The organism is Allobosea sp. BH3 (assembly GCF_025499465.1).
In the GTDB taxonomy this organism is placed as follows: domain Bacteria; phylum Pseudomonadota; class Alphaproteobacteria; order Rhizobiales; family Beijerinckiaceae; genus Allobosea.
The window spans coordinates 831,938-852,572 of the sequence record NZ_JAIMCA010000002.1; the positions used below are offsets into that span (position 1 = coordinate 831,938).

Below are 20,635 nucleotides of genomic sequence, written 5' to 3' on the forward strand. Positions count from 1 at the left end.
TCGCCGGCCATGAGAACAAGGAGTCCGACATGGCGCTCGAACAGGCCTGCATAGAGATCATGCCGAAGCCATGGGGCTCGACCGAGCTCCTGCCCTGGAGCCCGGCAAACGATGCGGGCGTGCCGATCGGAGAGCTCTGGTTCCAGCGCCGCACCCCGGATGCGCCGGAGCCCGCCTTGCTGCTCAAATTGCTGTTCACGCAGGAGGTGTTGTCGATCCAGGTGCATCCCGGCGACGACGACGCGAAGGCGATGGGGCTGCCGCACGGCAAGAGCGAAGCCTGGTATGTCCTGTCCGCAGCCGCTGACGCCATGGTCGGCGTCGGCCTCAAGTCGGTGCTTACGCCGACGCAGTTGCGTGCCGCCATCGCCAATGGCTCGATCGCCGACCTCGTCGCATGGCGCAAGGCGGTCAAGGGCGACGTCATCGTCGTTCCGGCCGGGACGATCCATGCGATCGGCCCGGGCCTCGTGCTGGCCGAGATCCAGCAGCGCAGCGATACGACCTTCCGTCTCTTTGACCATGGCCGCGCCCGCGAACTGCACGTCGAGCAGGGCGTTTCGGTCGCCGATGCCGGGCCGGCCGAGCGCCAGGCGCCGGCGCAGCGTCTGAGCGATGTCCGGAGCGTGCTTGCGGTGAACCCGCACTTCATCCTCGAACGGCTCGATCTGCCTGCCGGGTCGATCTGGGAGCTGGAGGCCACACATGAAAGCTGGCTGGCCGCCATCGCCGGCAATGCCGCTATCGGGGAGCTGGAAGTGGGCATCGGCCAGGGCTGCTTCATCGAGGACGAGACCGTCCGCGTCGCAGCGGGCCGGGACGGCTTTTCCTGTCTGCTCGCCTACGATGCGGCGACACCTGATCGCGACATCATCCATCGCGTCGACACAGATGGTGCCTCTGCGCCTCCGGCATTCGTGCGATCGCCGGTTCCTTTTGCGCAGGTACGATCATGAGACCGCTCAGCCGCGTCGCCTTCATCGGCAACTCTTTGCCCCGCCGCTGCGGGATCGCGACCTTCACCACGGATCTGCAGCAGGCGGTCGCGTCGTCCGGGGCGGGCATGGAGACCACGATCGTCGCCATGAACGACCGTGGCCATAGCTACGACTATCCGCTCGAAGTCCAGTGCCAGATCAGCGACGAACGGCTCGAAGACTATGTCCGCGCCGCCGACTTCCTGAACGAGGGCGGGTTCGACGTCGTCTGCCTCCAGCACGAGTTCGGCATCTTCGGCGGCGAGGCCGGGGGGCACGTCATGGCGCTGTTGTCGCGCCTGACGATGCCCGTCGTCACCACGCTCCATACCGTTCTGGCGGAACCGACGTCGATGCAACGCAACGTGATGGAGCGCATCGTCGACGCCTCGGCGCGCGTCATCGTCATGGCCGAGAAGGGGCGCGATCTGCTGCGCACCGTGTATCGGCTGCCTGCCGACAAGATCGAGGTGATCGCGCATGGCATTCCCGACTTCGCCTTTGTCGAGCCTGATGAAGCCAAGGAGCAATTAGGCTTTGGCAGCCACTCGGTCATCCTGACCTTCGGGCTGCTCTCGCCCAACAAGGGCATCGAGGTGATGATCGATGCTATGCCCTCGATCCTGAGGCGCCGGCGCGACGCCGTCTATGTGATCCTGGGCGCGACGCATCCCAATCTGGTCAGGGACCATGGCGAGACCTATCGCGAGAGCCTGATGGCCCGCGTACGGGAACTCGGGGTCGAGGACCACGTCGTCTTCCTCGACCAGTTCGTCGATCAGGCGACGCTGCTGGACTTCATCTCGATGTGCGACGTCTACGTCACGCCCTATCTCAATGAGGCGCAGATGACCTCGGGCACGCTGTCCTACAGTTTCGGGCTCGGCAAGGCGGTGGTCTCGACACCGTACTGGCATGCCCGCGAGCTGCTTGCCGACGGGCGCGGCATTCTGGTGCCGTTCGGCGATGCCGTCGCCATCGGCAATGAGATCGCCGGGTTGCTGACCGATGCGGCCCGGCGACAGGCCATGAGGCTGCGCGCCTATGCGAGCAGCCGCTCGATGACATGGGAGCGAACCGCGAAGCGCTACCTCACCACCTTCGAGGCGGCCCGACGCAGCCGCATGCTGAGCGTGATAGCCGGTGCCGCCCAGCCAAGACCCTCACCCCTTATGGCGGCGCCTCCCGAGATGCAGACCGGCCACCTTCTGGCCATGTGTGACGATACTGGACTGTTCCAGCACGCGATCCATTCCGTGCCCGATCGCGCGCATGGTTATTGCGTCGACGACAATGCCCGCGCTCTGCTCCTCGCCTGTGTGCTGAACGGCGCCGGCGAGCCGCGCCTGGAGGAAGCGCTGACGGGGCGGTTCGCCTCCTTCATCCAGCACGCCTGGAATCCGGAGAACCGGCGCTTCCGCAATTTCATGAGCTTCGACCGGCGCTGGCTGGAGGATGCCGGCTCGGAAGACAGCCACGGGCGGACACTCTGGGCGCTCGGCGTCTGCGCACGCGACGACGCGAGCGCTTCGCGGCGCCGATGGGCCGCCGCGCTGTTCGCCGAAGCTGTGCCCGCCGTCGAGGGCTTCACCTCCCCGCGCGCCTGGGCGTTCGCCCTGCTCGGTCTGGATGCGTGCTGCAGCCTCGCCGGTGCGCCCGACATTGCCATCTCGTTGCGCACGCTGCTCGCCAACCGCCTGCTCGGCCTGCTCTCGGCGGTCGAGACGCCCGACTGGGTCTGGTTTGAAGATGGCCTGTCCTATGACAATGCGCGCCTGCCCCAAGCCCTCATCGCAACGGGCGTATCGATGAAGGCTTCGGCTTATCTCGAAGCCGGCTTGCGTTCGCTGCGTTGGCTTACGGCACTCCAGACCACGCCAGCGGGCTTGTTCAGGCCGGTCGGCTCGGACAGTTTTGGCGACAGGCGCATCGCTCCGAAGGCCTTCGATCAGCAGCCTCTGGAAGCAACCGCGACCATTTCCGCCTGCCTCGCAGCCTGGCGCGCCGATGGCGATACGCAATGGCGTACCGAAGCCGATCGCGCCTTCGCCTGGTTTCTCGGCCACAACGATCTCTCGTCGCCGCTGGTCGATCTGGACACCGGCGCCTGCCGCGATGGATTGCATCGCGACAGGCCGAATGAGAACCGCGGAGGCGAATCTGCGGTATCCTATCTTCTCAGCCTCGCCGAAATTCGACAGCTCGCCCGCATCAGCGAGGACCGCCCAAAATTGGCACAACTTCAGGCCCTGCGCGCCTGAGCCTTTGACAGAAACCGCACAGACAGATTGGGATCGTCTTGTCTCGACCCACTTTCCTGAACAGGCAGGCTCTTTATCTGCATCCCGACCCCGCGAGGGTCGTCGTGCGCAGGTTTGGCCCCGTTGGCGAGCCCAGGGATCTCCAACCTGCCGACAAGGCCAAGGCGAACCATATCGTCGACCGGGTGCTGTCGCTCACCCCCAAGGAGGCGGCGAGCCTCCTCGCCGAGGTGCTGGAGAATTTCAAGGGGCGGCACCGCAATCTGCTGGAGAGGTTCGAGGCGCGCGCCGACGAGATGGAGGGTGCCTTCGCCTCGCACCACCTCTTCACAGAGGTGCAGCGCCGGCTGGTCGGATCGTGTTTCCTGCACGAGTACTCGTTCGAGGCGGCGGCGCTCTTCAATCCGAGCATCGTTGCGCATCCCGACCAGTCCGGCGCTCCGGTGGGGGGGCAGCGCTTCGTGCTGAGCGTTCGCGCCGTCGGAGAGGGACATATCTCATCCCTGACGTTCCGCTCCGGATCGATCGCCGCCGACGGCAGCGTCAGCGTCGATCCGACCTCGCGTCTGGCGACGATCGCCACCCTGCACAACCGGATGGCGCATCTCGAAGGTGAGGATGTCGAGGTCGTCTTTGCAGCCGATGGCGACATCAGCGAGCGGGTGATCTTCCCCGTGACGGCCTCCCAATCGAACGGCATCGAGGATGCGCGCTTCGTCGCATTTGCGGAAGACGACGGGACGGTCTTCCGCGCCACCTATACCGCCTATGACGGCAAGGCGATCCGGTCCGAGCTGATCGAGACCCGTGACTTCCTGTCGTTTCGCATGTCGCCGCTGCGGGGCTCGGCCGCCGTGAACAAGGGCATGGCCTTGTTTCCGCGCAAGCTCGGCGGCCGGTACGCGATGATCTCGCGCCAGGACAATGAAAACCTCTACCTGATCTATTCGGACGACCTCCTGACCTGGAACGGCGGCATGCCGATCCTGAAGCCGCGTTTCCCCTGGGAGTTCGTCCAGATCGGCACCTGCGGCTCGCCCATCGAGCTGGACGAAGGCTGGCTGCTCTTGATCCACGGCGTGGGGCCGGTCCGAAGATACACGATCGGCGCGGTTCTGCTTGACAAGGCAGACCCGTCCAAAGTGCTCGCCCGCTCGCGCGAGCCCTTCGTCCGGCCCGAGCCTTCGGAGCGCGAAGGGTATGTTCCCAATGTCGTCTACACCTGTGGCGCGATGCGCCAGGGCGACATGATCATCTTGCCATACGCGGTCTCCGATACCTTCTGCCAATTCGCCACGGTCAAGACCGCCGCGCTGCTGCAGTCGATGGAACTCTGCGACACATTCCAGACCGCGATGGAACAGGCTCGCTTGGCCAATGGCGATAAGCCGCCGCGGGTATCCTGATCGGGCGCCGGGATGACCATTTCGGCGTCCGGCGACATCTTTTCGGCGCGCCAACGACGTCCGCTTTCCGGCGGAAGCTCGATGTCTGGTAATGGCGCGGTGGAGAATTGATCCGCCTAGTTTGATGGAATTAACCCGTGGCTTCAATCGGTCAGTGGTTCTGACAGATCCCTGCGTATTTCACTCGCCGAGCGGCGCAGCCTCTCCATAGCTTCGATGGTGGCCCGAGCCCCCTCCTCACCGACAAAGAAAAGGTGGTTGCCGTATCCTTGGGGACGGCTTGGGCTTGCATTGGGAAGCCTTTGACCTCGATCTGTCGGTTTTGGGCGTAATGGCCGGCAGATTTGAACCAAAGCGGACCTAACCCGTCGAGCCGGCCTAGCGAGCTCTGTGGAAGAAGCTACGGCATCGCGAGCTAACAGGGCGATTTCAGTGGGCGACGAAAGTGTAGCCCACACGCCAACCAGGTCCGCTTTTTGGCAGTGGCCCAATGTCCGCTCACCGCGCCCGGCAGGCGAGGTATCTTGTCCGTTCGCTGACGCGATCTTGCGTTGCTCGATCCGAGGTTTATTCAATCTTGACGCTGTCGCCGGAGGACATGAATGCTGCGCGAGAGCATACAGGATTTCATCGCATTCAGACGATATCACTTTGGATGAGGTTGAACGGGTGTTGATCTGATCTTGACCCCAGACATTCGGGCGAGGAGCCTCATCGCATAGTGAGAAAGCGCTACGGACAGGCCGAAAATGGCCGTTGCCCGGGCAAAAAATGCCAGGGCATCGTTCTCGAAATCCCAGAACGCAAAGGTCGTCTGCATCAGAACTTTTGAGCCCACGCCCAGAGCCGACAGACTGTCAATTCCGAGCCCTGCCACGAAAGCTGTCGCAATCCGCATCAGCCCAGTCCGAACCCGGCTTTCGGAGGTGATGCCGAGCATTCTTCGGGCCACGGCCATCAGCATGCCCCACTGCAGCCCAACATGAAGTCCGGCACCGATCAGCACCAGGTAGCCGGCCGACGCATGCAGCTGACGGGCCGTGAATGTGCTGGTGAGAGGCAGGAAGCTAAAAAAAGCGCGTTGGGAAATGATGATGCTCGTCACGAGAAGCTCCAACATCGTCGCCAGGAAGATCAGATTCAGCGCCTTAGCCACGTTGCTGCGCGGAGACGCCCGCAGCCGCGCGAGCGTCCCGTACCAGCGCCGGTTGAAGACATTGTGGGCGATCAGCAAGGCGAACATCGCCGTGCCGATCAGCTCGTGCACCACGTTTCCGCGCCAGTCATAGGCTAGCGCGGCCAGGAGGAGCGCTGCAGCCAACGCATCAAGCGCCAGCCGCAGACGGAAAACGGGTTTCAAGGCAGATAGGACTGCATACGGTCCCAGGTGAACAGGAAGTCGCTTCTGGCCTGGGAGCCGTGGCACGACATGCACCGGTCGCCTGTTGCCGTCCGGCGCACCTGCCGGTTCAGGTCGAACTGCTGAAAATGCCAGTCGCCGTTGCGCACCTCGGCCGGGAAGTCAGCACCCCAATTCACGCCCTTTTCCATGACAAAATACTCTGTCAGGGCGTTGTTCTTCCAGATTCCCAGAACGAGCTGAGTGCCAGGAGGCAGCGGCTTGCCAGCCTTGGCAATCGCCAATGTCTCTCGCGTCGCAAAGGCCTCTTCCTTGGCCGAGCCCCGATCATAGGTCGCGTAGAGCACATACTCGTCGAAGTCCTTCGGAAATGTGGCGCGGCTGGTCTGCGCCAACGCGGCCGAACTCAGAATGCCGACAAGCGCCGCGAACGCGGCCAGAAAACTCCACCTGCGATGCATATATCGCCCCTCTTTTATGATGGATGGAAGGTCAGCCGTGAATGGTGACGGTCGCTTCGACCGGCTCGCGCGGCATCCGGTCGCGATTGGCTGGCGCGTCGAGCTTCGGGAAGCCGAACGAAATGCCGTAGAGCAGCTTCAGGTCGCTGGAGATCCCGAGCACCTCGCGCACCGTGTCGGCGTAGAAGCCGAGGACGGTCTGCGGCACGCCGCCAAGCCCGTGTGAAGCGAGCGACAGCAGGAAGGTCTGCCCGTACATGCCGAGGTCGCCGGCAACGCGGACGCTGTCGCCCACGACCGAATTGAACAGGAATGCCGCATGGGGCGCGCCGAAGAACGAGAGGTTCAGGGCGCCTGCCTGTGCGCGGCCTTCACGGTCCTCACGGGTAATCCCCAGGCTGCTGTAGTAGGCCTTACCCTGGGCTCGGCGCCGATCGTCATAGGCACCGAAAAAGGCGTCATCGTCCCAGGAATAGTCTGGCGACAGCTGGCCGGCCGCCGCTGCCTTGAGCAAGGCAGCCGAGAGCTGATCTCGCTTTGCGCCACTGACGATGTGGACGTTCCAAGGCTGGGTGTTGCAGTTCGAGGGCGCCAGAGCAGCGTCCTCGAGCACGGCCCGAATGATGGACTCCGGCACGGGATCGGGCTTGAAACCCCGATAGGAGCGCCGCGCGCGCACTGTGTCGTGGAATGACATGGCGGCGTTCATTTCTAGGCGACTTCCATCGCATTAGGCGCAGTGGCCGGGGCCTCGACGCTAAACCAGCCGGGGGTGCCTTCTATGACGTCCCAGAGCTTGCCCGGAACGTCAGCCTGCTCGGCCGCCGATGCGGAAATGGAGAGCTTGACGCTTCCTCCACGCCCAGCCTTGGCCAGCTCCACCCAATCCGGATTGATGACCAGGCCCTGACCGACCGCGACCACCGAGAGGCCGGCCTGGATGGCCTGCTCCGCCTGGTCCGGGGTCCGCACCTGTCCCGCTGCGATCAGCGGCGCCCGGCCTCGGATATACTCATGCACGACCGTCGCAATGGTCGGGCCGGAGGGGCTGTCAGCCGGCTTCTGCGACAGCACACTTCCCAGGGAAGTGTGGATGTAGCTCACGCCCGCTTCGATCAGGCGATCAATCAGCTGAAGAGAATCCGCGATACGCAGGCCGTCCTCCTGGCCTTCCTCGACCGAAATCCGGTAGCCGAGGGCAAATGGCCGATCAGCATGTTCTTCGATCGCTGCCTTGACCGCCGCTACGACCGACAACGGGAAGCGCATGCGGTTTTCAAGAGACCCGCCCCAGCGGTCGGTCCGTCGATTGAAATGCGGCGAGAAGAAATTCTGAATCAGGAAACCGTGCGCACCGTGCAATTCGACCCCGTCGAACCCGGCGGCAATGGCCCGCCTGGTTGCATCGGCAAAGGCCGAGACGACGCGCACGACCTCATCATCAGACAGCGCGCGCGGCATCAGACCGGGCGCGAACGGCCCCGCCTCGCCTTCAACCTCGCTGGCCGCGACGATGTCAGAGGTCAGCTCTGGCAGGGTTTTCACCCCTGCATGGAAGATCTGGAGGATCGCGGGCGCCCCGCCGCTCTTCGCCGCTGCCGCCAGGCGCGTCAGGCTGGGAATGAACATGTCGTCATGGGCGGCAAACTCCCCGGTGAACCCGATGCCGTTGGCCTGGACATGGGTACAGCCCGTGATGACCAATCCCACGTCGCCAGCACGGCGCCGATAATAGGCGACTTCATCATCGGAGACGGTGCCATCGTCGTTGCCGGCCCAGGTGGTCATCGGCGCCATGGCGACGCGGTTGCGCAGCACGAGGCCGGGCGCGAGTGTGAACGGCTGGAAAAGGGTGCTCGAGGTCATAATAGGGTGCCAGGTTGTTGGTGGATCATCGCGACGCACGGCCGGCGAAAGCGCCGGCTGGTGTCTTCGCGAGCTGAGATCAGGCCGAATAGTCGATCTGGCTCATGTGCTCGGCGCCCATGCGGTCGCCGAAAACCGGGAACTTCGACAGAGCGGTGTCGATCGCCTGGACGTCATCCGGGGTCAGCGGGAAGCGACGGGCGCCCAGATTCTCGAGCAAGTGGGTCTCGCTACGAGTTCCCGGAATCGGCACGATGTTCGGGCTCTTCGCCAGCAGCCAGGCCAATGCGATCTGCGAAGGTGTGGCGCCCTTGGCCGTCGCGTAGCCCTTGAGCCACTCGATGATCGGCATGTTGAGCGGCATGAACTCCTTCGAGAACCGCGGGAATCCCGACCGGAAGTCGGTTTTCGCGTCATACTTGGTGGTGAGATCATATTTTCCGGTCAGGAAGCCTTCGCCCACCGGCGCCCACGGAACCAGGCCGATGCCGAGCTCCTCACAGACGTCGAGAATGCCGTTCAGCTCCACATTGCGGGTCCACATCGAATACTCGTTCTGGACGGCGGCCACTGGCTGGACAGCATGTGCGCGACGGATGGTCTTCACGCTCGGCTCCGACAGGCCAAAATGCAGCACCTTGCCCTGCTGGATCAGGTCCTTAACGGCGCCGGCGACGTCCTCGATCGGAACCGCAGGATCGACACGGTGCTGGTAGTAAAGATCGATGTGATCGGTCCGCAGGCGCTTAAGGGACTCCTCGACCACCTTGCGGATATGCTCAGGCCGGCTGTTCAGCGCGATCGTGCCATCGATGGCAAAGCCGAACTTGGTGGCGATCTTGACCCGGTCACGGACCGGCTGCAGCGCCTCGCCAACCAGCTCTTCGTTGATGTAGGGGCCATAGACCTCGGCGGTATCGAAGAACGTCACACCGTTGTCGACCGCTGCGCGGATCGTCTTGATCCCCTGCGCCTTGTCGACCGGCCCGTTGTAGTTGCCGCTCATGTTCATACAGCCCGAACCAAGGGCCGATACTTCCAGGCTCCCGAGCTTGCGCTTGTCCATATTCACGGCAGTATTCCTTGATTTGACGGCAGAATTTGTTGCAGGCGAAGCGGCAATAACCTTGTGATCCAGCAGCAATAATCCACCTGCTGCACCGACCGCAGCGGCTTTAGCCATGAAGTAGCGGCGACCAGCGTCATATTGTTGCGGATCGGTAGTTTGTTTTGCTTTTAACTCTTCGCTCATAGGTGCCCAATCTCATTGCTGTATTGTTGAACACCCTGAAATTCGGCAGAGCATTCTCGTTATGTCGATAATATAGCGCACGGCGCACTTTTCGATTAGCCTTGACATTCCGCATGGGCCTATCGATCTTGTGCATCAATGAAACGGGATGAACTCAACGATCTGGCGGCGTTCGTCGCCGTTGCGGAGGCCGGCAGCTTCACGCGTGCCGCCGCCAAGCTCGACATGTCTCAATCGGCATTGAGCCATGCGATCCAGCAGCTCGAGGAGCGCCTTGGCATCCGATTGTTGGCACGCACAACGCGCAGCGTGTCGGCCACAGAAGCGGGTCGCCGCCTTTTGCGGACGTTGAAACCGGCCTTGTCTGAGATCTACGCGGAAATCGCGGGTCTGAGTGAGCTGCGGGACAAGCCGGCGGGCACGCTGAGGCTGACAACCGTCAAGCATGCGGCTGTTTCAGTGCTTTGGCCCAAATTGATGGGCTTCATGGCCGAGCATCCCGATGTGAAGGTGGAACTCTCGCTCGATGACGGGCTTACCGATATTGTTGCTCAAAACTTCGACGCTGGCGTGCGTCTGGGCGAAAGCGTCGAAACAGACATGATCGCTGTCCGCATTAGCCCTGATATTCGGTCGGCGATCGTCGGCTCTCCCGATTACTTTGAGGCCCATCCTGTCCCGGTCACGCCCCGGGACCTCGCCAAACATCAGTGCATCAACTACCGCCAGCGGGCTTCAGGCGGCCTCTATGCCTGGGAATTCGAGAAGGATGGCCAAGAGCTGACAGTGCGCGTCGAAGGCTCATTGATCATCAACGACGCCGACATGATCCTGCAGGCCGCCTTGGATGGCCGAGGGCTGGCCACCGTCTTTGCGGACCAGGCCGCCGGGCTCATCGCATCGGGAAAGCTCATCAGCGTCCTCGAGGATTGGTGCGCGCCCTATCCCGGGTTTTTCCTCTATTATCCGAGCCGCCGGCAGACGCCGCCCGCACTGACGGCCTTGGTCGACGCACTACGCCATCGCAGCTAGGGGCACTTTTCGGCTGGGCTATTTATCGAATGCGTGCATAAGCCCAAGCTGAATTCCCCTCATAGTCGCTACATTGCACCCATTGTAACCTTCGCGGGACTGATCGCTGTCGAAGTGCGGGCATGCCTGCATTCCCTCAGGTCGATCCGAAACCCCAAGGAGCGCATCATGCAGATTGTCGTGAATGGCCGCGAGCACACGCTCGATCTCGACCCCGGCACGCCAATCCTATGGGCTCTTCGCGACACCCTGGGCATGACCGGCACCAAGTTTGGCTGCGGCGCCGCGCTGTGTGGCGCTTGCACCATCCATCTCGATGGCGAGCCGACCCGCTCGTGCAGCACGCCGATTTCTGAGGCCGTTGGAAAGCAGATCACGACGATCGAGGCCGTCGCTGCCGGCGACCATCGTATCGGGGCTGCGGTGCATGTCGCGTGGGTCAAGCACGACGTTGCTCAATGCGGCTACTGCCAGAGCGGGCAGATCATGAGCGCAACCGCCCTCATCAAATCGCTTCCGGCCGGCAAGCAGCCAACACCCGACGAGATCGACACCGCAATGGCCGGTAACATCTGCAGGTGCGGGACATATGCCCGCATCCGCGCCGCCATCGCCGATGCTTCACGTAGCCTGGTCTAAGGGGGCGAGCGATGCTTCAGGATATTGATCCGACCGACGTGCCGCGCGCCTTTCAGCGTTTCATGGCTCAGGGCAACATGCCCACCGCTACCCTGCCCCGCCGCAGCTTTCTGAAGATGGCCGGAGCCGCCGGTTTCGCACTCGGCGCGTTTCCGCATGCGGGCGCGGCGCAAACGGTCGCCAGCAATGCGGCTCCCCCGACACTCAAACCATCCCAGCTGCCGGCCGCATTCGTGCAGATTGCCAGTAGCGGCGAGGTCACCATCACGATCAACCGGCTCGAATTCGGCCAGGGCGTTAATACCGGCCTGCCGATGATCCTGGCAGAAGAACTCGATGCCGACTGGAGCCTGGTTCGGAGCCGTCACGGCACCAACGACATGGCTTATGCGGACCCCAAGTTCGGAATTCACCTGACTGGCGGCTCGCACACGATCAAAAACAGCTTCATGCAATATCGTGAGCTGGGCGCCCGCGCGCGGCTCATGCTGCTCAATGCCGCCGCCGCCAAATGGAACGTCGACGTCGGAACCTTGCGGACCGAGGCAGGCACGGTTGTTGGCCCGCAGGGGCTAAAAGCCGGCTACGGCGAGCTGGCGGAAGCAGCCATGGCGCTTCCCGTTCCCGAGAAGTTCACCCTGAAGGATCCGAAGGACTTCCGCATCATCGGCCGTCCGACCCCGCGCCTGGACGCTCAGGACAAGACCAGCGGCCGTCAGGACTTCGGCATCGATATGCGCCTGCCCGGGCAGCTGACGGCCGTCGTGGCCCGCCCCCCCGTTTTCGGCGGTAAGCTCGCATCGTTCGACGACACTGCGGCTCGCAGCATCAAGGGCGTAAAGGCCATTCTGCGCGTGCCGCTCGACAACGGCGCGGAAGGCGTAGCCGTTGTGGCAGAGGGCTATTGGCAGGCGACACAGGGCCGTGACGCTCTGAAGCTGGAATGGAACACATCCACGGTCGAGAAGGTCGATAGCGAACGCCAGCTCGCGCAGTATCGCGAACTGGCGAGCCAGCCAGGTCCGCGCAAGATGGACGCTGACATGACTCCCCTGGCGTCGGCCCCGCGCCAGCTCGAGGCCGAGTACGTGTTTCCCTATCTGGCCCATGCGGCGATGGAGCCGCTGAACTGCACGGTCGATCTTGCCGACGACAGAGCCGTGATTTGGATGGGCAGCCAGTGTGCGGGCCTCGACGGCGCGGCAGCCGCCAAGGCGCTCGGCCTCCAGCCGGAGCAGATCCGGGTCAACGTCCTGATGTCCGGTGGCGGGTTCGGTCGCAGGTTCTCCAGCACCAGTGACGTGGCCGTCGAAGCCTGCGGGATCGCGAAAGCGGCCAAGGCGGCCGGTCTCAATGGGCCGATCCGCACCGTTTGGAGCCGTGAAGACGATATGAAGGGCGGGTACTACCGCCCCATGCATCTGCACAGGGCACGTATCGGCTTCGACAACCAAGGCAAGGTTCTGGCCTGGGACCATGTGATTGTGGGCCAGTCGATCACGACCGGAACGGTTTTTGGCTCATTCCAGGTGAAAGACGGTGTCGATGCCACGGCCACCGAGGGCATGCGTGACCCCTACGCCGTGCCGATGCGTCTCACCGTGCACCACCCGAAGCTCAACGTTCCGGTTCTCTGGTGGCGCAGTGTCGGTTCGACCCACACCGCTTTTGTTATGGAGACGCTGCTCGACGAGATCGCCCGGGCCGTGAAAAAGGATCCGGTCGCTTACCGCATGGCGCTGTTTGGCAACAATCACCCACGTCATCGCGCAGCCCTCCAGCTTGCCGTTGACCGGAGTGGGTACGGCAAAACCAGACTGGCAACCGGCCGTGCCTGGGGCGTCGCCGTGCACCAGTCCTTCGACTCCATCGTGGCCTATGTCGTGGAGGCATCAATAAAAGACGGCCAACCCGTGTTGAACAAGGTAACGGCGGGCGTTCACTGCAATCTGGCCGTCAACCCGCGTTCGATCGAGGCACAGGTTCAGGGCTCGGCCATCATGGGGCTGTCGATGTGTCTCCCCGGTTCGGCAATCACACTAAAGGACGGGGTCGTCGAGCAGAGCAACTTTGGCGATTACACGGTGGCTCGGATGACCGAGGCGCCGGAGTTCTCGGTTCACATCGTGCCGAGCGCCGATCCCCCGACCGGTATGGGAGAGCCCGCCTTGCCCCCTCTTGCTCCGGCATTTGCGAATGCTGTCGCTCAATTGACGGGCAGGCGCATGCGGCAGTTGCCCTTCGCGATCAGCTAATTTGACGAATGCGGGAGAGCTTGCTGCAAAATGCGCTTTAAGGCTCGCACCACCATCTGTGGGGAGATGAAATTTCCACATCCGGGACGGCTGATCTCGTCCGAAGTATTGTTGCGGATTTTTTTCTGCACAATCGGTCACTAGCTGAATTTGTAAGGTTCAACGAGGAATGTCCGGTTTTGGGCGATCTCCCAATGTCCGGTTGTGGCGCAGAGTGAGAGTCTACGGCTCCAATTTGGCGAGGCGCGATCGCACGTCCGCTTAGATGCGACTGCGCATCGTTTTCCGTGGATGCGCAGGTCGCAGGGCCATCGCGGAAATTTCTTAATCCTTGAGGATCTGACGCGACAACCCCCGCGCCGAAACAATCGATAGCGCAAGAGCCCCTGTCAGCAAGACGGCAAGCGCGGCCCCAGCTTGGAGAAGATCATCCGCTATCGTAGGCGGAACGCCCCGGTATGTGCCGAGCTCGATCACTGCTTTCCGCAAAACGACTGGGGCCACTGCCAGAATCGCCGCACCGGTCAACCAGTTATGCCTGATCGAGGAGACAGCGGAATCGGGCGACATGGAGAATTTTGCCCGCAAACTCCATCGCGCCCAATATCCGATGAGTAGCCAAGACAAACCTGATCCGACTCCGATGGCCAGCAACACCAGCGCGCGCTCAATGATGCCGCCGGGAAATGACGCAGCAAGAAGGATGAAGGATGCAAGCGCCAAGCCGGCCGCTGCGCCAGCGGCGGCCCACCTCGTTGGCAACTGATTCAGCCACCGTTCGGCGTGCGAGGGGTTTCCTGCCACCACTTTTGCCGCTTCCATAACCCCTCACGTTGCGTCAGACTATATCCGATTTTTAGATATCCATTTTTTGAATTCATTGGTCAAGCTCGTACCTCGGAGCGTCTTCCTTTCAGGGCGCTCATGGCTGCGACTTTCCGCTCAGCTCGACATCAAAAGCTGGCTGCGCTGCTGGCGGAGTATCGCGAGAAGGCTGGACTGCATCAGTCTCAAGTCGCGGAGCGTCTTGGTCGGCATCAACCGTTCATTGCGAACATTGAGAGCGGCCAGCGTCGAGTCGACGTTTCGGAGCTTCTGGCCCTGGCCCGTGCAATCGGCTTCGACCCGCACGAATTGATCGACAAGCTTTTGCACGCTGAAGACGAGTAGCAAGGGATTATGGAATACTACGATGATGGCAACCGCCAACTCTTAGCAAAAACTATAAACCTTTCCTATTTAGGTTATAAATATACGCGCGTAGCGCACGAAATTATTGATATGACCGATGGCATATTTCACGCCAGTTACTTTGCAGATAAAAATTGGGACGACACAAATTCGTACGACAGACTGTCCGACCTCACTCGTATCGAGTGGAGATGGGAATTCCTGCGTCGCAACGAGCTTTACCGTAGATTTTATCTAATATACATATCTAAGGATATGAGTAATAAATTCTTCAATTACACACAAGACAGATTTTCCCTTGATGAATTCTTAGGAAACGTTTTTCATTTGGAAAATGTCCCAAACCCCCGTCGAGGCCTTAATTCTATTAGAAGATCTGCATCGGAGTGGGAGTTCAGTCCCAGAAACATGTTTGAGCCTGATTTTGAGGGGACCGTTAAATTCATAGAGTCGAGACGGGAAAAGCGTATCCGTTACCACGGTGAAGACATAACCACATTGCTAAGATCAGACCCGCTGGTTTTCTACGCGACGCTTGACCCGCGCGCAGACACAGATGAGCAATTGAACTATCTTCGACATTTCCTAGAAAGAGAAAAGAAATTTAAACTAAAGCGTATACATCAAAAGAAATTTCCCGCCTATATTCGCGCTCTCGATGCAATGGACATGGGGATCACCAAAGCAGAATTTGCAAATACGAGTAAGCATAAGGCTAAAACATATCATTCCGGCAGAGATACATACTCGACCGCTCAGCGACTGCGCACCGATTTCATCAGCATTTCTTAGCCGGGGACTGAGGAAATAGCAGCGGCGTTCTTTCGCAGTGGCCATCAAGGGAGCTTCCTGACCATTGGAGGGGCGGAGGTTCCCAATGCTACCCACCAGCCCATCAAATCCGCCAAGGCGCATTAACAACCCTTCCCCGCCTGTTTCCCACAGTGCGGCCGGATTTGCGGCGCTCCAGCGCCTTGCGGGCCTTCTTGGACTGCAGGAAGCCAAGGCCCACCACCCGATCGCTTCGGCATCGAGCGTCAGCGGGCATTCCAATGGCTAGGCTTCAGGCTTCAACTTTATTCTCTTTGCCCGAGGTCGCGCAGCGCTGGAAAGTCAGCGTGAAGTCTGTACGTCGCCTGATTGACGCCAAGGGCCTGAGCGCCATCCGCGTCGGCAAGTCGTTGAGGATTTCCGAGAGCGAGATCCTGCGTTTCGAGCGCCAGAACGCAACCTGATCAGTGGATGTAGCTGTCCATCTTTGTCCATTTCAAACAATGCCTTGCGAGCTTTCGGGAAACCCCACCAGGCCGAACGCCGTAGGACCGACCGTGTGCTAATTCCCGAACTGGGTCGCACGTCCCTTTCCTTCCAATCCTGTCCATGTCTGTCCACAAAAGGAGTTCCCGATGGACCAGATCTCCTTCAATTTTGAGAGATCAGAGCCGGCTTTGATGGAAGCTAGCCCGGCGCAGGTTAGGAGCCCAAACCTGCCGAGAAAGGAGGCTCAGACCCTCGCCGACGTCGCGGAGCTCGTTCAGGCAGATAGGTGCCTCGCTGATACCCGTCGCCGCGATCTCCTTTCTGGCCTGAACCGATTCGCGACGATCGCCGGGCAGCCTCTGGTTGCGATACCGGCGACGGCCGCAGCGGTCCGCCACATACTGGAAGGCACAACGCCGCGGCAGCACAATCTGAAGAAGAAGTCGTTCCAGACGTTGCGCTCGACCCTTGCTTTTGCCGTCAAGACCTACGGCCCGGTCGAGGTCAGGGAAAGCCATGCCGTCAAGCGGCAATGGAATGCGGAATGGATGGAACTCGTCGAGCTGATCGATGTCCCCTTCCGCCGGCATGCTCTATCGCGGTTCGCGGCATTTTGCTCGAGCCGGCGGATATCGCCAGCAGCGGTCACCAACAGCACGCTGGCGGATTTTCTAGCTGAGCTGCTTGCCACGGAAGTGGTGAAGTTGCCGAAGACTATCGTGCATGGCACGGTGTCGGCCTGGAACCGGGCTGGTCGTGACATCGCTGGTTGGCCTCAGCTTCGTCTTACCTCTCCCACCACCCCCGTCCCGCACATCTTTCCGCTGGCCGCATTCTCGGAAAGCTTCAAGGCAGAGCTGGCGTCTTGGCAGCGACGTACGAGCTCGGCGGCGACGAGCCGCTCGATCTTTCGCGATGAAGGTCTGCTGAGAGAGCTTCGGCCGGACACCGTCAAGAGCCAGCTCTCACTGTTCCGGCAGGTGGCGAGCGCTCTCGTCAGATCCGGCGCCATGCAGATCAAGGAGATCATTAGCCTGAACAGTCTGTGCGATCCCGACAAGCTGCGCGTCGCGCTTGAGTTCGAGCATGACCGACTGCAGGGCAACGACCGCCGCGTGCTGGAGATGGCGAACAAGATCCGCGTCTTGTGCAAACACTTCGACGGCGTCACGGATCGACAGATCGCCGGGCTCGAGCGCCTGTGCTTGGGCCGCCCCGAACGCCGCAAGGAGATCACGGAGCAGAACCGACTGCGCCTCGCGCAGTTCGACGAACCCGGCAACTATGAGAAGCTCTTGAGGTTTCCCGAACGGGCAGCCGCGCAGGCGCGCCAGATGACAAACCCATACCGCGCGGCCAAGCGGATGGAACAGGCGGTTGCTATCGCGATTTTGCTGCGCGTTGCGCCTCGGTTGGCGACGCTGCGGCAGATCGAGCTGTTCTGGCTCAAGCATCAGGCCGACGGCTCAGTCGTTCTTAGCATCCCTCCCACCGCGCTCAAAGCTCGACGAGCCTTGGAGGTTTGGCTCAATGCCGATTGCGGGGCGCTAATCGATGAACTCATCCACGACTTTCGCCCTGACCTGCCTTGCGCCTCCGGACCCTATCTTTTTCCAGGCGAGGACGGCGGACCACGCTCCAAAAATGCCATGTATGAGCAGGTGACCGATGTCGGACGTGAGCTCGGTATGGACATCAATCCTCACCTCTACCGACACCTGCTGCAGAAGATGTGTGTCGAGCGCGACCCGAGGTCGGTCGCCGAGGTCTCGCGGGTCCTCGGCCACGCCTCGACATCGACCACGATCACGTTCTACGCCGACCGTAACGGCAACGCCGCGAGCAAACGCCTTGACGCGCTCCTCATGGGCGGCGAGCCGGAAGAGGGAGATAACGCATGAGCATTCGTTCATTCGATCCCGCGCGACGCTCCTTGCCTTTCAACGAGTGGCCCGTCATCGACCAGCAGCTTTGGACACGCGCCATCGCCAAGCGCACGCTCTTCGGCGAAGGCGGAACCGCAGCCCACTGGCGGCCACGGACCAAGGTTACGAACATCCAGAACTACGGCCGTTTCCTCGGATATCTCGCCTGGTCTGGGCAGCTTGATCCGCATCAGACGCCCGCCGAGCGCGCGACCCTCGACGTAGTTGAACGTTACCATGAGCACACCGCCACGATCGTTTCGCCCGTCTCGCAGCTTTCTCTACTGGTCGGATTGAAGGTCACGCTGAAGGCGATGCATCCGGAGATCAACTGGCGCTGGCTTCAAGAAGCCTGCAACCGGCTGCAGATTGTGGCGTCACAAGAGCAATCACGACGGCCCGACCTGCCCTGCCCCGTCGAGCTCGATCGTCTGGCACGCGCAGAGCTCGCTGAGGCCCGAGAGGCTTTTGGCGAAGACGAACCCTCTCTCAAAGCCGCGGCGCGCTTCCGTGATGCCCTCTGCCTCGCGCTGCTGGTCCGTCGGCCCCTGAGAGCAACCAATTTCTCGACGCTGCGGCTCGGCCACGAGCTAAAGCCGTCGAACACTGGCTGGAACATCATGATCGCCGGTGAGCAGACCAAAAATGGCGCGCCGATCATGATGCCTTTTCCCATAGCCCTGAACGAGGCCTTGGCCTTCTACCTCGCAACGGTGCGACCGTGTTTCCCGCACGCTGCGACGGCGGACAGGCTCTGGCTCTGCAAGTTCGGCGTCAACCGCAACCACTACTGGCTGCATGAGCGTATTTGTAAGGTGACGCAGCGGCTCACCGGCAGGCCAATTAACCCGCATCAGTTCCGGGCGATGGGTGCAACCCATTTGGCGGAAGATGCGCCCGACGATGAGTACGCCGCGGCGAACTTGCTCTTGCATCGGCATCTCTCGACGACCAAGCGCTACTACATCCGGGCCAACACACTTCGGGCCAGTCGGCGCATTGATGCGCTCTTGAACCCGCCTAGGAAGAAGGCACGATGATGCGCACGGCCATCTATGCCCGCTATTCGAGCGAGAACCAGCGTGACGCCTCGATCGAGGACCAGGTCGAGATGTGTCGGCGTTATGCAACTGCGCAGGGCTGGCAGGTCGTCGCGATCTTCAACGACCGCGCCATTTCCGGCACGACCCTAGAACGGCCTGGCTACCAGGATCTCCTCATGGAAGCACGCCGCGGCAAGTTCGATGTGATCGTCGTCGAAGCGCTCGATCGGTTGTCGCGCAAGCTGTCCGAGATCGCGCGACTGCACGACGAGCTCCAGTTCACACGCATCGCGCTTCATGCGGTTAGCCTCGGCCGCGTCGAGACCATGCATGTCGGCATGCTCGGCACCATGGCCCAGATTTATGTGGCGGATCTCCGCGAGAAGACCCGTCGCGGTCAGCTCGGCCGCATCCTCCAAGGACGCGCGGCCTCAGGCAAGGCATTCGGCTACGAGATTGCTCCAGGGGAAGAGCGGGGCGAACGCCGAATCAATCAGGCTGAGGCGGCAACCGTCCGCAAGATTTTCCAGCTTTTTGCCGCCGGTGTTAGCCCACGCGCGATCGCGCATCGGTTAAACGACGAAGCGGTGCCAGGACCCGAAGGCAGGCCATGGCTGGACACCACGATCCGCGGTCAAAAGGAGCGCGGCACCGGCCTGCTAAACAATGAGCTCTACGCCGGCGCACTCGTCTGGAACCGGTGCTCCTATGTGAAGGACCCCAACTCGGGGCGCAGGCTGGCGCGGCCGAACCCGCCCGATCAGTGGGAGCGCAAAGCCGTGCCACAGCTTCGCATTTTGGACGAGGAGCTCTGGGGTGCGGTTAAGCGGCGCCAGGAGACCGTCGCCTTAAAGATGGGACGTGACGACGAGGGTAACGCGCTCAACCGGGCACATCGCCGAAAGTACCTGCTCTCGGGCTTGCTCTCGTGCGGATGTTGCCAGGAGGGCTATACGCTCGTCGCCTCTGGTCGCTACGGCTGTGCCGGACGCCGCTCCAAGGGCATCTGCGCCAATGACCGGACAGTTAGTCGCGTAGAACTCGAAGAGCGGATCCTAGGGGCGCTCAAACAGAAGCTGCTGACGCCTGAGCTCGTGGCGGAGTTTTCGCGCGCCTATCAAGAAGAGTGCAATCGGACGACTGCCGAAGCCGACGGCTTGCGTTTGAGCACTGTCGCCTCTCTGGCTTCCGTACAGCGCAAGATCGATGGCATCATGAGCGCCATTGAGGACGGCCTCTATCAGCCGTCGATGAAGCTGCGGTTGGCCGAGCTGGAGGACGAGAAGCGACTGCTGACGGCTCGGCTCTCTGAAGCGTGGGAGCCCTCCCCGGTCCTCGTCCACCCCAATCTAGCGGAGGCGTATCGACGGCGAGTAGCAGAGCTGGAGAGTCTGCTGAACGATCCTGAGCTACGTGATGAAGCGATTGAGGCGATCCGCTCGATGATCGAGCGGATCGTAGTTTCGCCACGCGATGGCGGCGGCGTCGATCTCGAGCTCCACGGCGATTTGGCGCGGATCCTGGCGTTGTGCTCCGCGAACGCGAAAACCCCATCTCGCGGGGAGGCGGGGTTTTCACTCTCAGTGGTTGCGGGGGCCAGATTTGAACTGACGACCTTCAGGTTATGAGCCTGACGAGCTACCGGGCTGCTCCACCCCGCGTCAACTTTTTGGCCTTTGGCGTCCAGGACTGGCGGCGCGGCCTTAT

General features: G+C 61.6%; 18 protein-coding genes and 1 tRNA gene. 13 read left to right on the forward strand and 6 right to left on the reverse strand.

Features of this window, described 5'->3' with window-relative positions; all coding sequences use genetic code 11:
- The first annotated feature begins 29 nt into the window (after positions 1 to 29).
- From BoBH3_RS08935 to BoBH3_RS08945, 3 genes are read left to right on the forward strand one after another with little or no spacing between them, the layout of a single operon-like run.
- Positions 30 to 956 (forward strand): class I mannose-6-phosphate isomerase, encoded by a 927-nt coding sequence (locus BoBH3_RS08935; protein WP_262330412.1) that lies wholly within the window; start codon positions 30 to 32, stop codon positions 954 to 956.
- Positions 953 to 3,238 carry a glycosyltransferase family 4 protein gene (locus BoBH3_RS08940; RefSeq protein WP_262330413.1) on the forward strand — a complete coding sequence of 762 codons (2,286 nt, stop codon included), beginning with the start codon at positions 953 to 955 and terminating at the stop codon, positions 3,236 to 3,238. Before BoBH3_RS08935 ends, BoBH3_RS08940 begins: the two co-directional genes overlap by 4 nt.
- Positions 3,239 to 3,276: 38 nt before the next feature.
- Entirely contained in the window at positions 3,277 to 4,644 is a 1,368-nt protein-coding gene (locus BoBH3_RS08945) for a glycoside hydrolase family 130 protein (RefSeq protein WP_262330414.1), read from the forward strand.
- Positions 4,645 to 5,290: 646 nt separating this feature from the next.
- On the opposite strand, the gene BoBH3_RS08950 is transcribed toward BoBH3_RS08945, so the two are convergent.
- The 5 genes from BoBH3_RS08950 to BoBH3_RS08970 all read right to left on the reverse strand — a co-directional run bounded on the left by BoBH3_RS08950 (position 5,291) and on the right by BoBH3_RS08970 (position 9,397).
- On the reverse strand, positions 5,291 to 6,004 hold the full coding sequence (locus BoBH3_RS08950; RefSeq protein WP_262330415.1) for a DUF4405 domain-containing protein: 714 nt from the start codon (positions 6,002 to 6,004) through the stop codon (positions 5,291 to 5,293).
- Positions 6,001 to 6,465, reverse strand: coding sequence for a cytochrome P460 family protein (locus BoBH3_RS08955; protein ID WP_262330416.1), 465 nt, complete (start codon positions 6,463 to 6,465; stop codon positions 6,001 to 6,003). The genes BoBH3_RS08950 and BoBH3_RS08955 overlap by 4 nt, the downstream gene beginning before the upstream one ends.
- Positions 6,466 to 6,496: 31 nt before the next feature.
- Complete coding sequence (locus BoBH3_RS08960) at positions 6,497 to 7,174, reverse strand: nitroreductase (RefSeq protein WP_262330417.1); 678 nt, start codon at positions 7,172 to 7,174, stop codon at positions 6,497 to 6,499.
- A 2-nt stretch (positions 7,175 to 7,176) separates the two neighbouring features.
- Positions 7,177 to 8,334, reverse strand: a complete 1,158-nt coding sequence (locus tag BoBH3_RS08965; RefSeq protein ID WP_262330469.1) for an NADH-dependent flavin oxidoreductase — start codon at positions 8,332 to 8,334, stop codon at positions 7,177 to 7,179.
- Between the two features lie 76 nt (positions 8,335 to 8,410).
- Positions 8,411 to 9,397, reverse strand: a complete 987-nt coding sequence (locus tag BoBH3_RS08970; protein ID WP_262330470.1) for an aldo/keto reductase — start codon at positions 9,395 to 9,397, stop codon at positions 8,411 to 8,413.
- A gap of 324 nt (positions 9,398 to 9,721) precedes the next feature.
- Here BoBH3_RS08970 and BoBH3_RS08975 point away from each other — a divergent pair, with 324 nt between their 5' ends.
- The 10 genes from BoBH3_RS08975 (at position 9,722) to BoBH3_RS24530 (ending at position 20,556) form a co-directional block, all read left to right on the forward strand.
- A complete protein-coding gene (locus tag BoBH3_RS08975; RefSeq protein WP_262330418.1) occupies positions 9,722 to 10,615 on the forward strand; it encodes a LysR family transcriptional regulator in 894 nt (297 codons plus the stop codon).
- 168 nt (positions 10,616 to 10,783) lie between these two features.
- The gene (locus BoBH3_RS08980; RefSeq protein ID WP_410050570.1) at positions 10,784 to 11,254 is read left to right on the forward strand and encodes a (2Fe-2S)-binding protein; all 471 of its coding nucleotides are present in this window, start codon (positions 10,784 to 10,786) and stop codon (positions 11,252 to 11,254) included.
- Positions 11,255 to 11,265: 11 nt separating this feature from the next.
- On the forward strand, positions 11,266 to 13,509 hold the full coding sequence (locus tag BoBH3_RS08985) for a xanthine dehydrogenase family protein molybdopterin-binding subunit (protein WP_262330419.1): 2,244 nt from the start codon (positions 11,266 to 11,268) through the stop codon (positions 13,507 to 13,509).
- A gap of 460 nt (positions 13,510 to 13,969) precedes the next feature.
- Positions 13,970 to 14,275, forward strand: coding sequence for a hypothetical protein (locus BoBH3_RS08990; protein ID WP_262330420.1), 306 nt, complete (start codon positions 13,970 to 13,972; stop codon positions 14,273 to 14,275).
- 158 nt (positions 14,276 to 14,433) lie between these two features.
- Positions 14,434 to 14,679 carry a helix-turn-helix domain-containing protein gene (locus tag BoBH3_RS08995; protein WP_262330421.1) on the forward strand — a complete coding sequence of 82 codons (246 nt, stop codon included), beginning with the start codon at positions 14,434 to 14,436 and terminating at the stop codon, positions 14,677 to 14,679.
- Positions 14,680 to 14,688: 9 nt separating this feature from the next.
- Positions 14,689 to 15,492, forward strand: coding sequence for a transcriptional regulator domain-containing protein (locus tag BoBH3_RS09000; protein ID WP_262330422.1), 804 nt, complete (start codon positions 14,689 to 14,691; stop codon positions 15,490 to 15,492).
- A 260-nt stretch (positions 15,493 to 15,752) separates the two neighbouring features.
- Positions 15,753 to 15,935 carry a helix-turn-helix domain-containing protein gene (locus BoBH3_RS09005; protein ID WP_262330423.1) on the forward strand — a complete coding sequence of 61 codons (183 nt, stop codon included), beginning with the start codon at positions 15,753 to 15,755 and terminating at the stop codon, positions 15,933 to 15,935.
- Positions 15,936 to 16,106: 171 nt separating this feature from the next.
- Positions 16,107 to 17,861, forward strand: coding sequence for a tyrosine-type recombinase/integrase (locus BoBH3_RS09010; RefSeq protein WP_262330424.1), 1,755 nt, complete (start codon positions 16,107 to 16,109; stop codon positions 17,859 to 17,861).
- On the forward strand, positions 17,858 to 18,925 hold the full coding sequence (locus BoBH3_RS09015; protein WP_262330425.1) for a tyrosine-type recombinase/integrase: 1,068 nt from the start codon (positions 17,858 to 17,860) through the stop codon (positions 18,923 to 18,925). The genes BoBH3_RS09010 and BoBH3_RS09015 overlap by 4 nt, the downstream gene beginning before the upstream one ends.
- Complete coding sequence (locus tag BoBH3_RS24530; RefSeq protein WP_410050575.1) at positions 18,925 to 20,556, forward strand: recombinase family protein; 1,632 nt, start codon at positions 18,925 to 18,927, stop codon at positions 20,554 to 20,556. The genes BoBH3_RS09015 and BoBH3_RS24530 overlap by 1 nt, the downstream gene beginning before the upstream one ends.
- Here BoBH3_RS24530 and BoBH3_RS09025 read toward each other — a convergent pair.
- Positions 20,513 to 20,589: transfer RNA gene (locus BoBH3_RS09025), tRNA-Met, on the reverse strand. The two genes, BoBH3_RS24530 and BoBH3_RS09025, sit on opposite strands and share 44 nt — an antisense overlap.
- Positions 20,590 to 20,635: the final 46 nt, after the last annotated feature.

Bases quoted from the DNA above. Each gene is read 5' to 3' on its own strand.
- BoBH3_RS08935 (WP_262330412.1), top strand. From the start codon at position 30: ATGGCGCTCGAACAGGCCTGCATAGAGATCATGCCGAAGCCATGGGGC.
- BoBH3_RS08975 (WP_262330418.1), top strand. From the start codon at position 9,722: ATGAAACGGGATGAACTCAACGATCTGGCGGCGTTCGTCGCCGTTGCG.
- BoBH3_RS08955 (WP_262330416.1), bottom strand. From the start codon at position 6,465: ATGCATCGCAGGTGGAGTTTTCTGGCCGCGTTCGCGGCGCTTGTCGGC.
- BoBH3_RS09015 (WP_262330425.1), top strand. From the start codon at position 17,858: ATGAGCATTCGTTCATTCGATCCCGCGCGACGCTCCTTGCCTTTCAAC.
- BoBH3_RS08980 (WP_410050570.1), top strand. From the start codon at position 10,784: ATGCAGATTGTCGTGAATGGCCGCGAGCACACGCTCGATCTCGACCCC.
- BoBH3_RS08960 (WP_262330417.1), bottom strand. From the start codon at position 7,174: ATGAACGCCGCCATGTCATTCCACGACACAGTGCGCGCGCGGCGCTCC.
- BoBH3_RS08985 (WP_262330419.1), top strand. From the start codon at position 11,266: ATGCTTCAGGATATTGATCCGACCGACGTGCCGCGCGCCTTTCAGCGT.
- BoBH3_RS09010 (WP_262330424.1), top strand. From the start codon at position 16,107: ATGGACCAGATCTCCTTCAATTTTGAGAGATCAGAGCCGGCTTTGATG.
- BoBH3_RS09000 (WP_262330422.1), top strand. From the start codon at position 14,689: ATGGAATACTACGATGATGGCAACCGCCAACTCTTAGCAAAAACTATA.
- BoBH3_RS08995 (WP_262330421.1), top strand. From the start codon at position 14,434: ATGGCTGCGACTTTCCGCTCAGCTCGACATCAAAAGCTGGCTGCGCTG.
- BoBH3_RS09005 (WP_262330423.1), top strand. From the start codon at position 15,753: ATGGCTAGGCTTCAGGCTTCAACTTTATTCTCTTTGCCCGAGGTCGCG.
- BoBH3_RS24530 (WP_410050575.1), top strand. From the start codon at position 18,925: ATGCGCACGGCCATCTATGCCCGCTATTCGAGCGAGAACCAGCGTGAC.
- BoBH3_RS08970 (WP_262330470.1), bottom strand. From the start codon at position 9,397: ATGGACAAGCGCAAGCTCGGGAGCCTGGAAGTATCGGCCCTTGGTTCG.
- BoBH3_RS08940 (WP_262330413.1), top strand. From the start codon at position 953: ATGAGACCGCTCAGCCGCGTCGCCTTCATCGGCAACTCTTTGCCCCGC.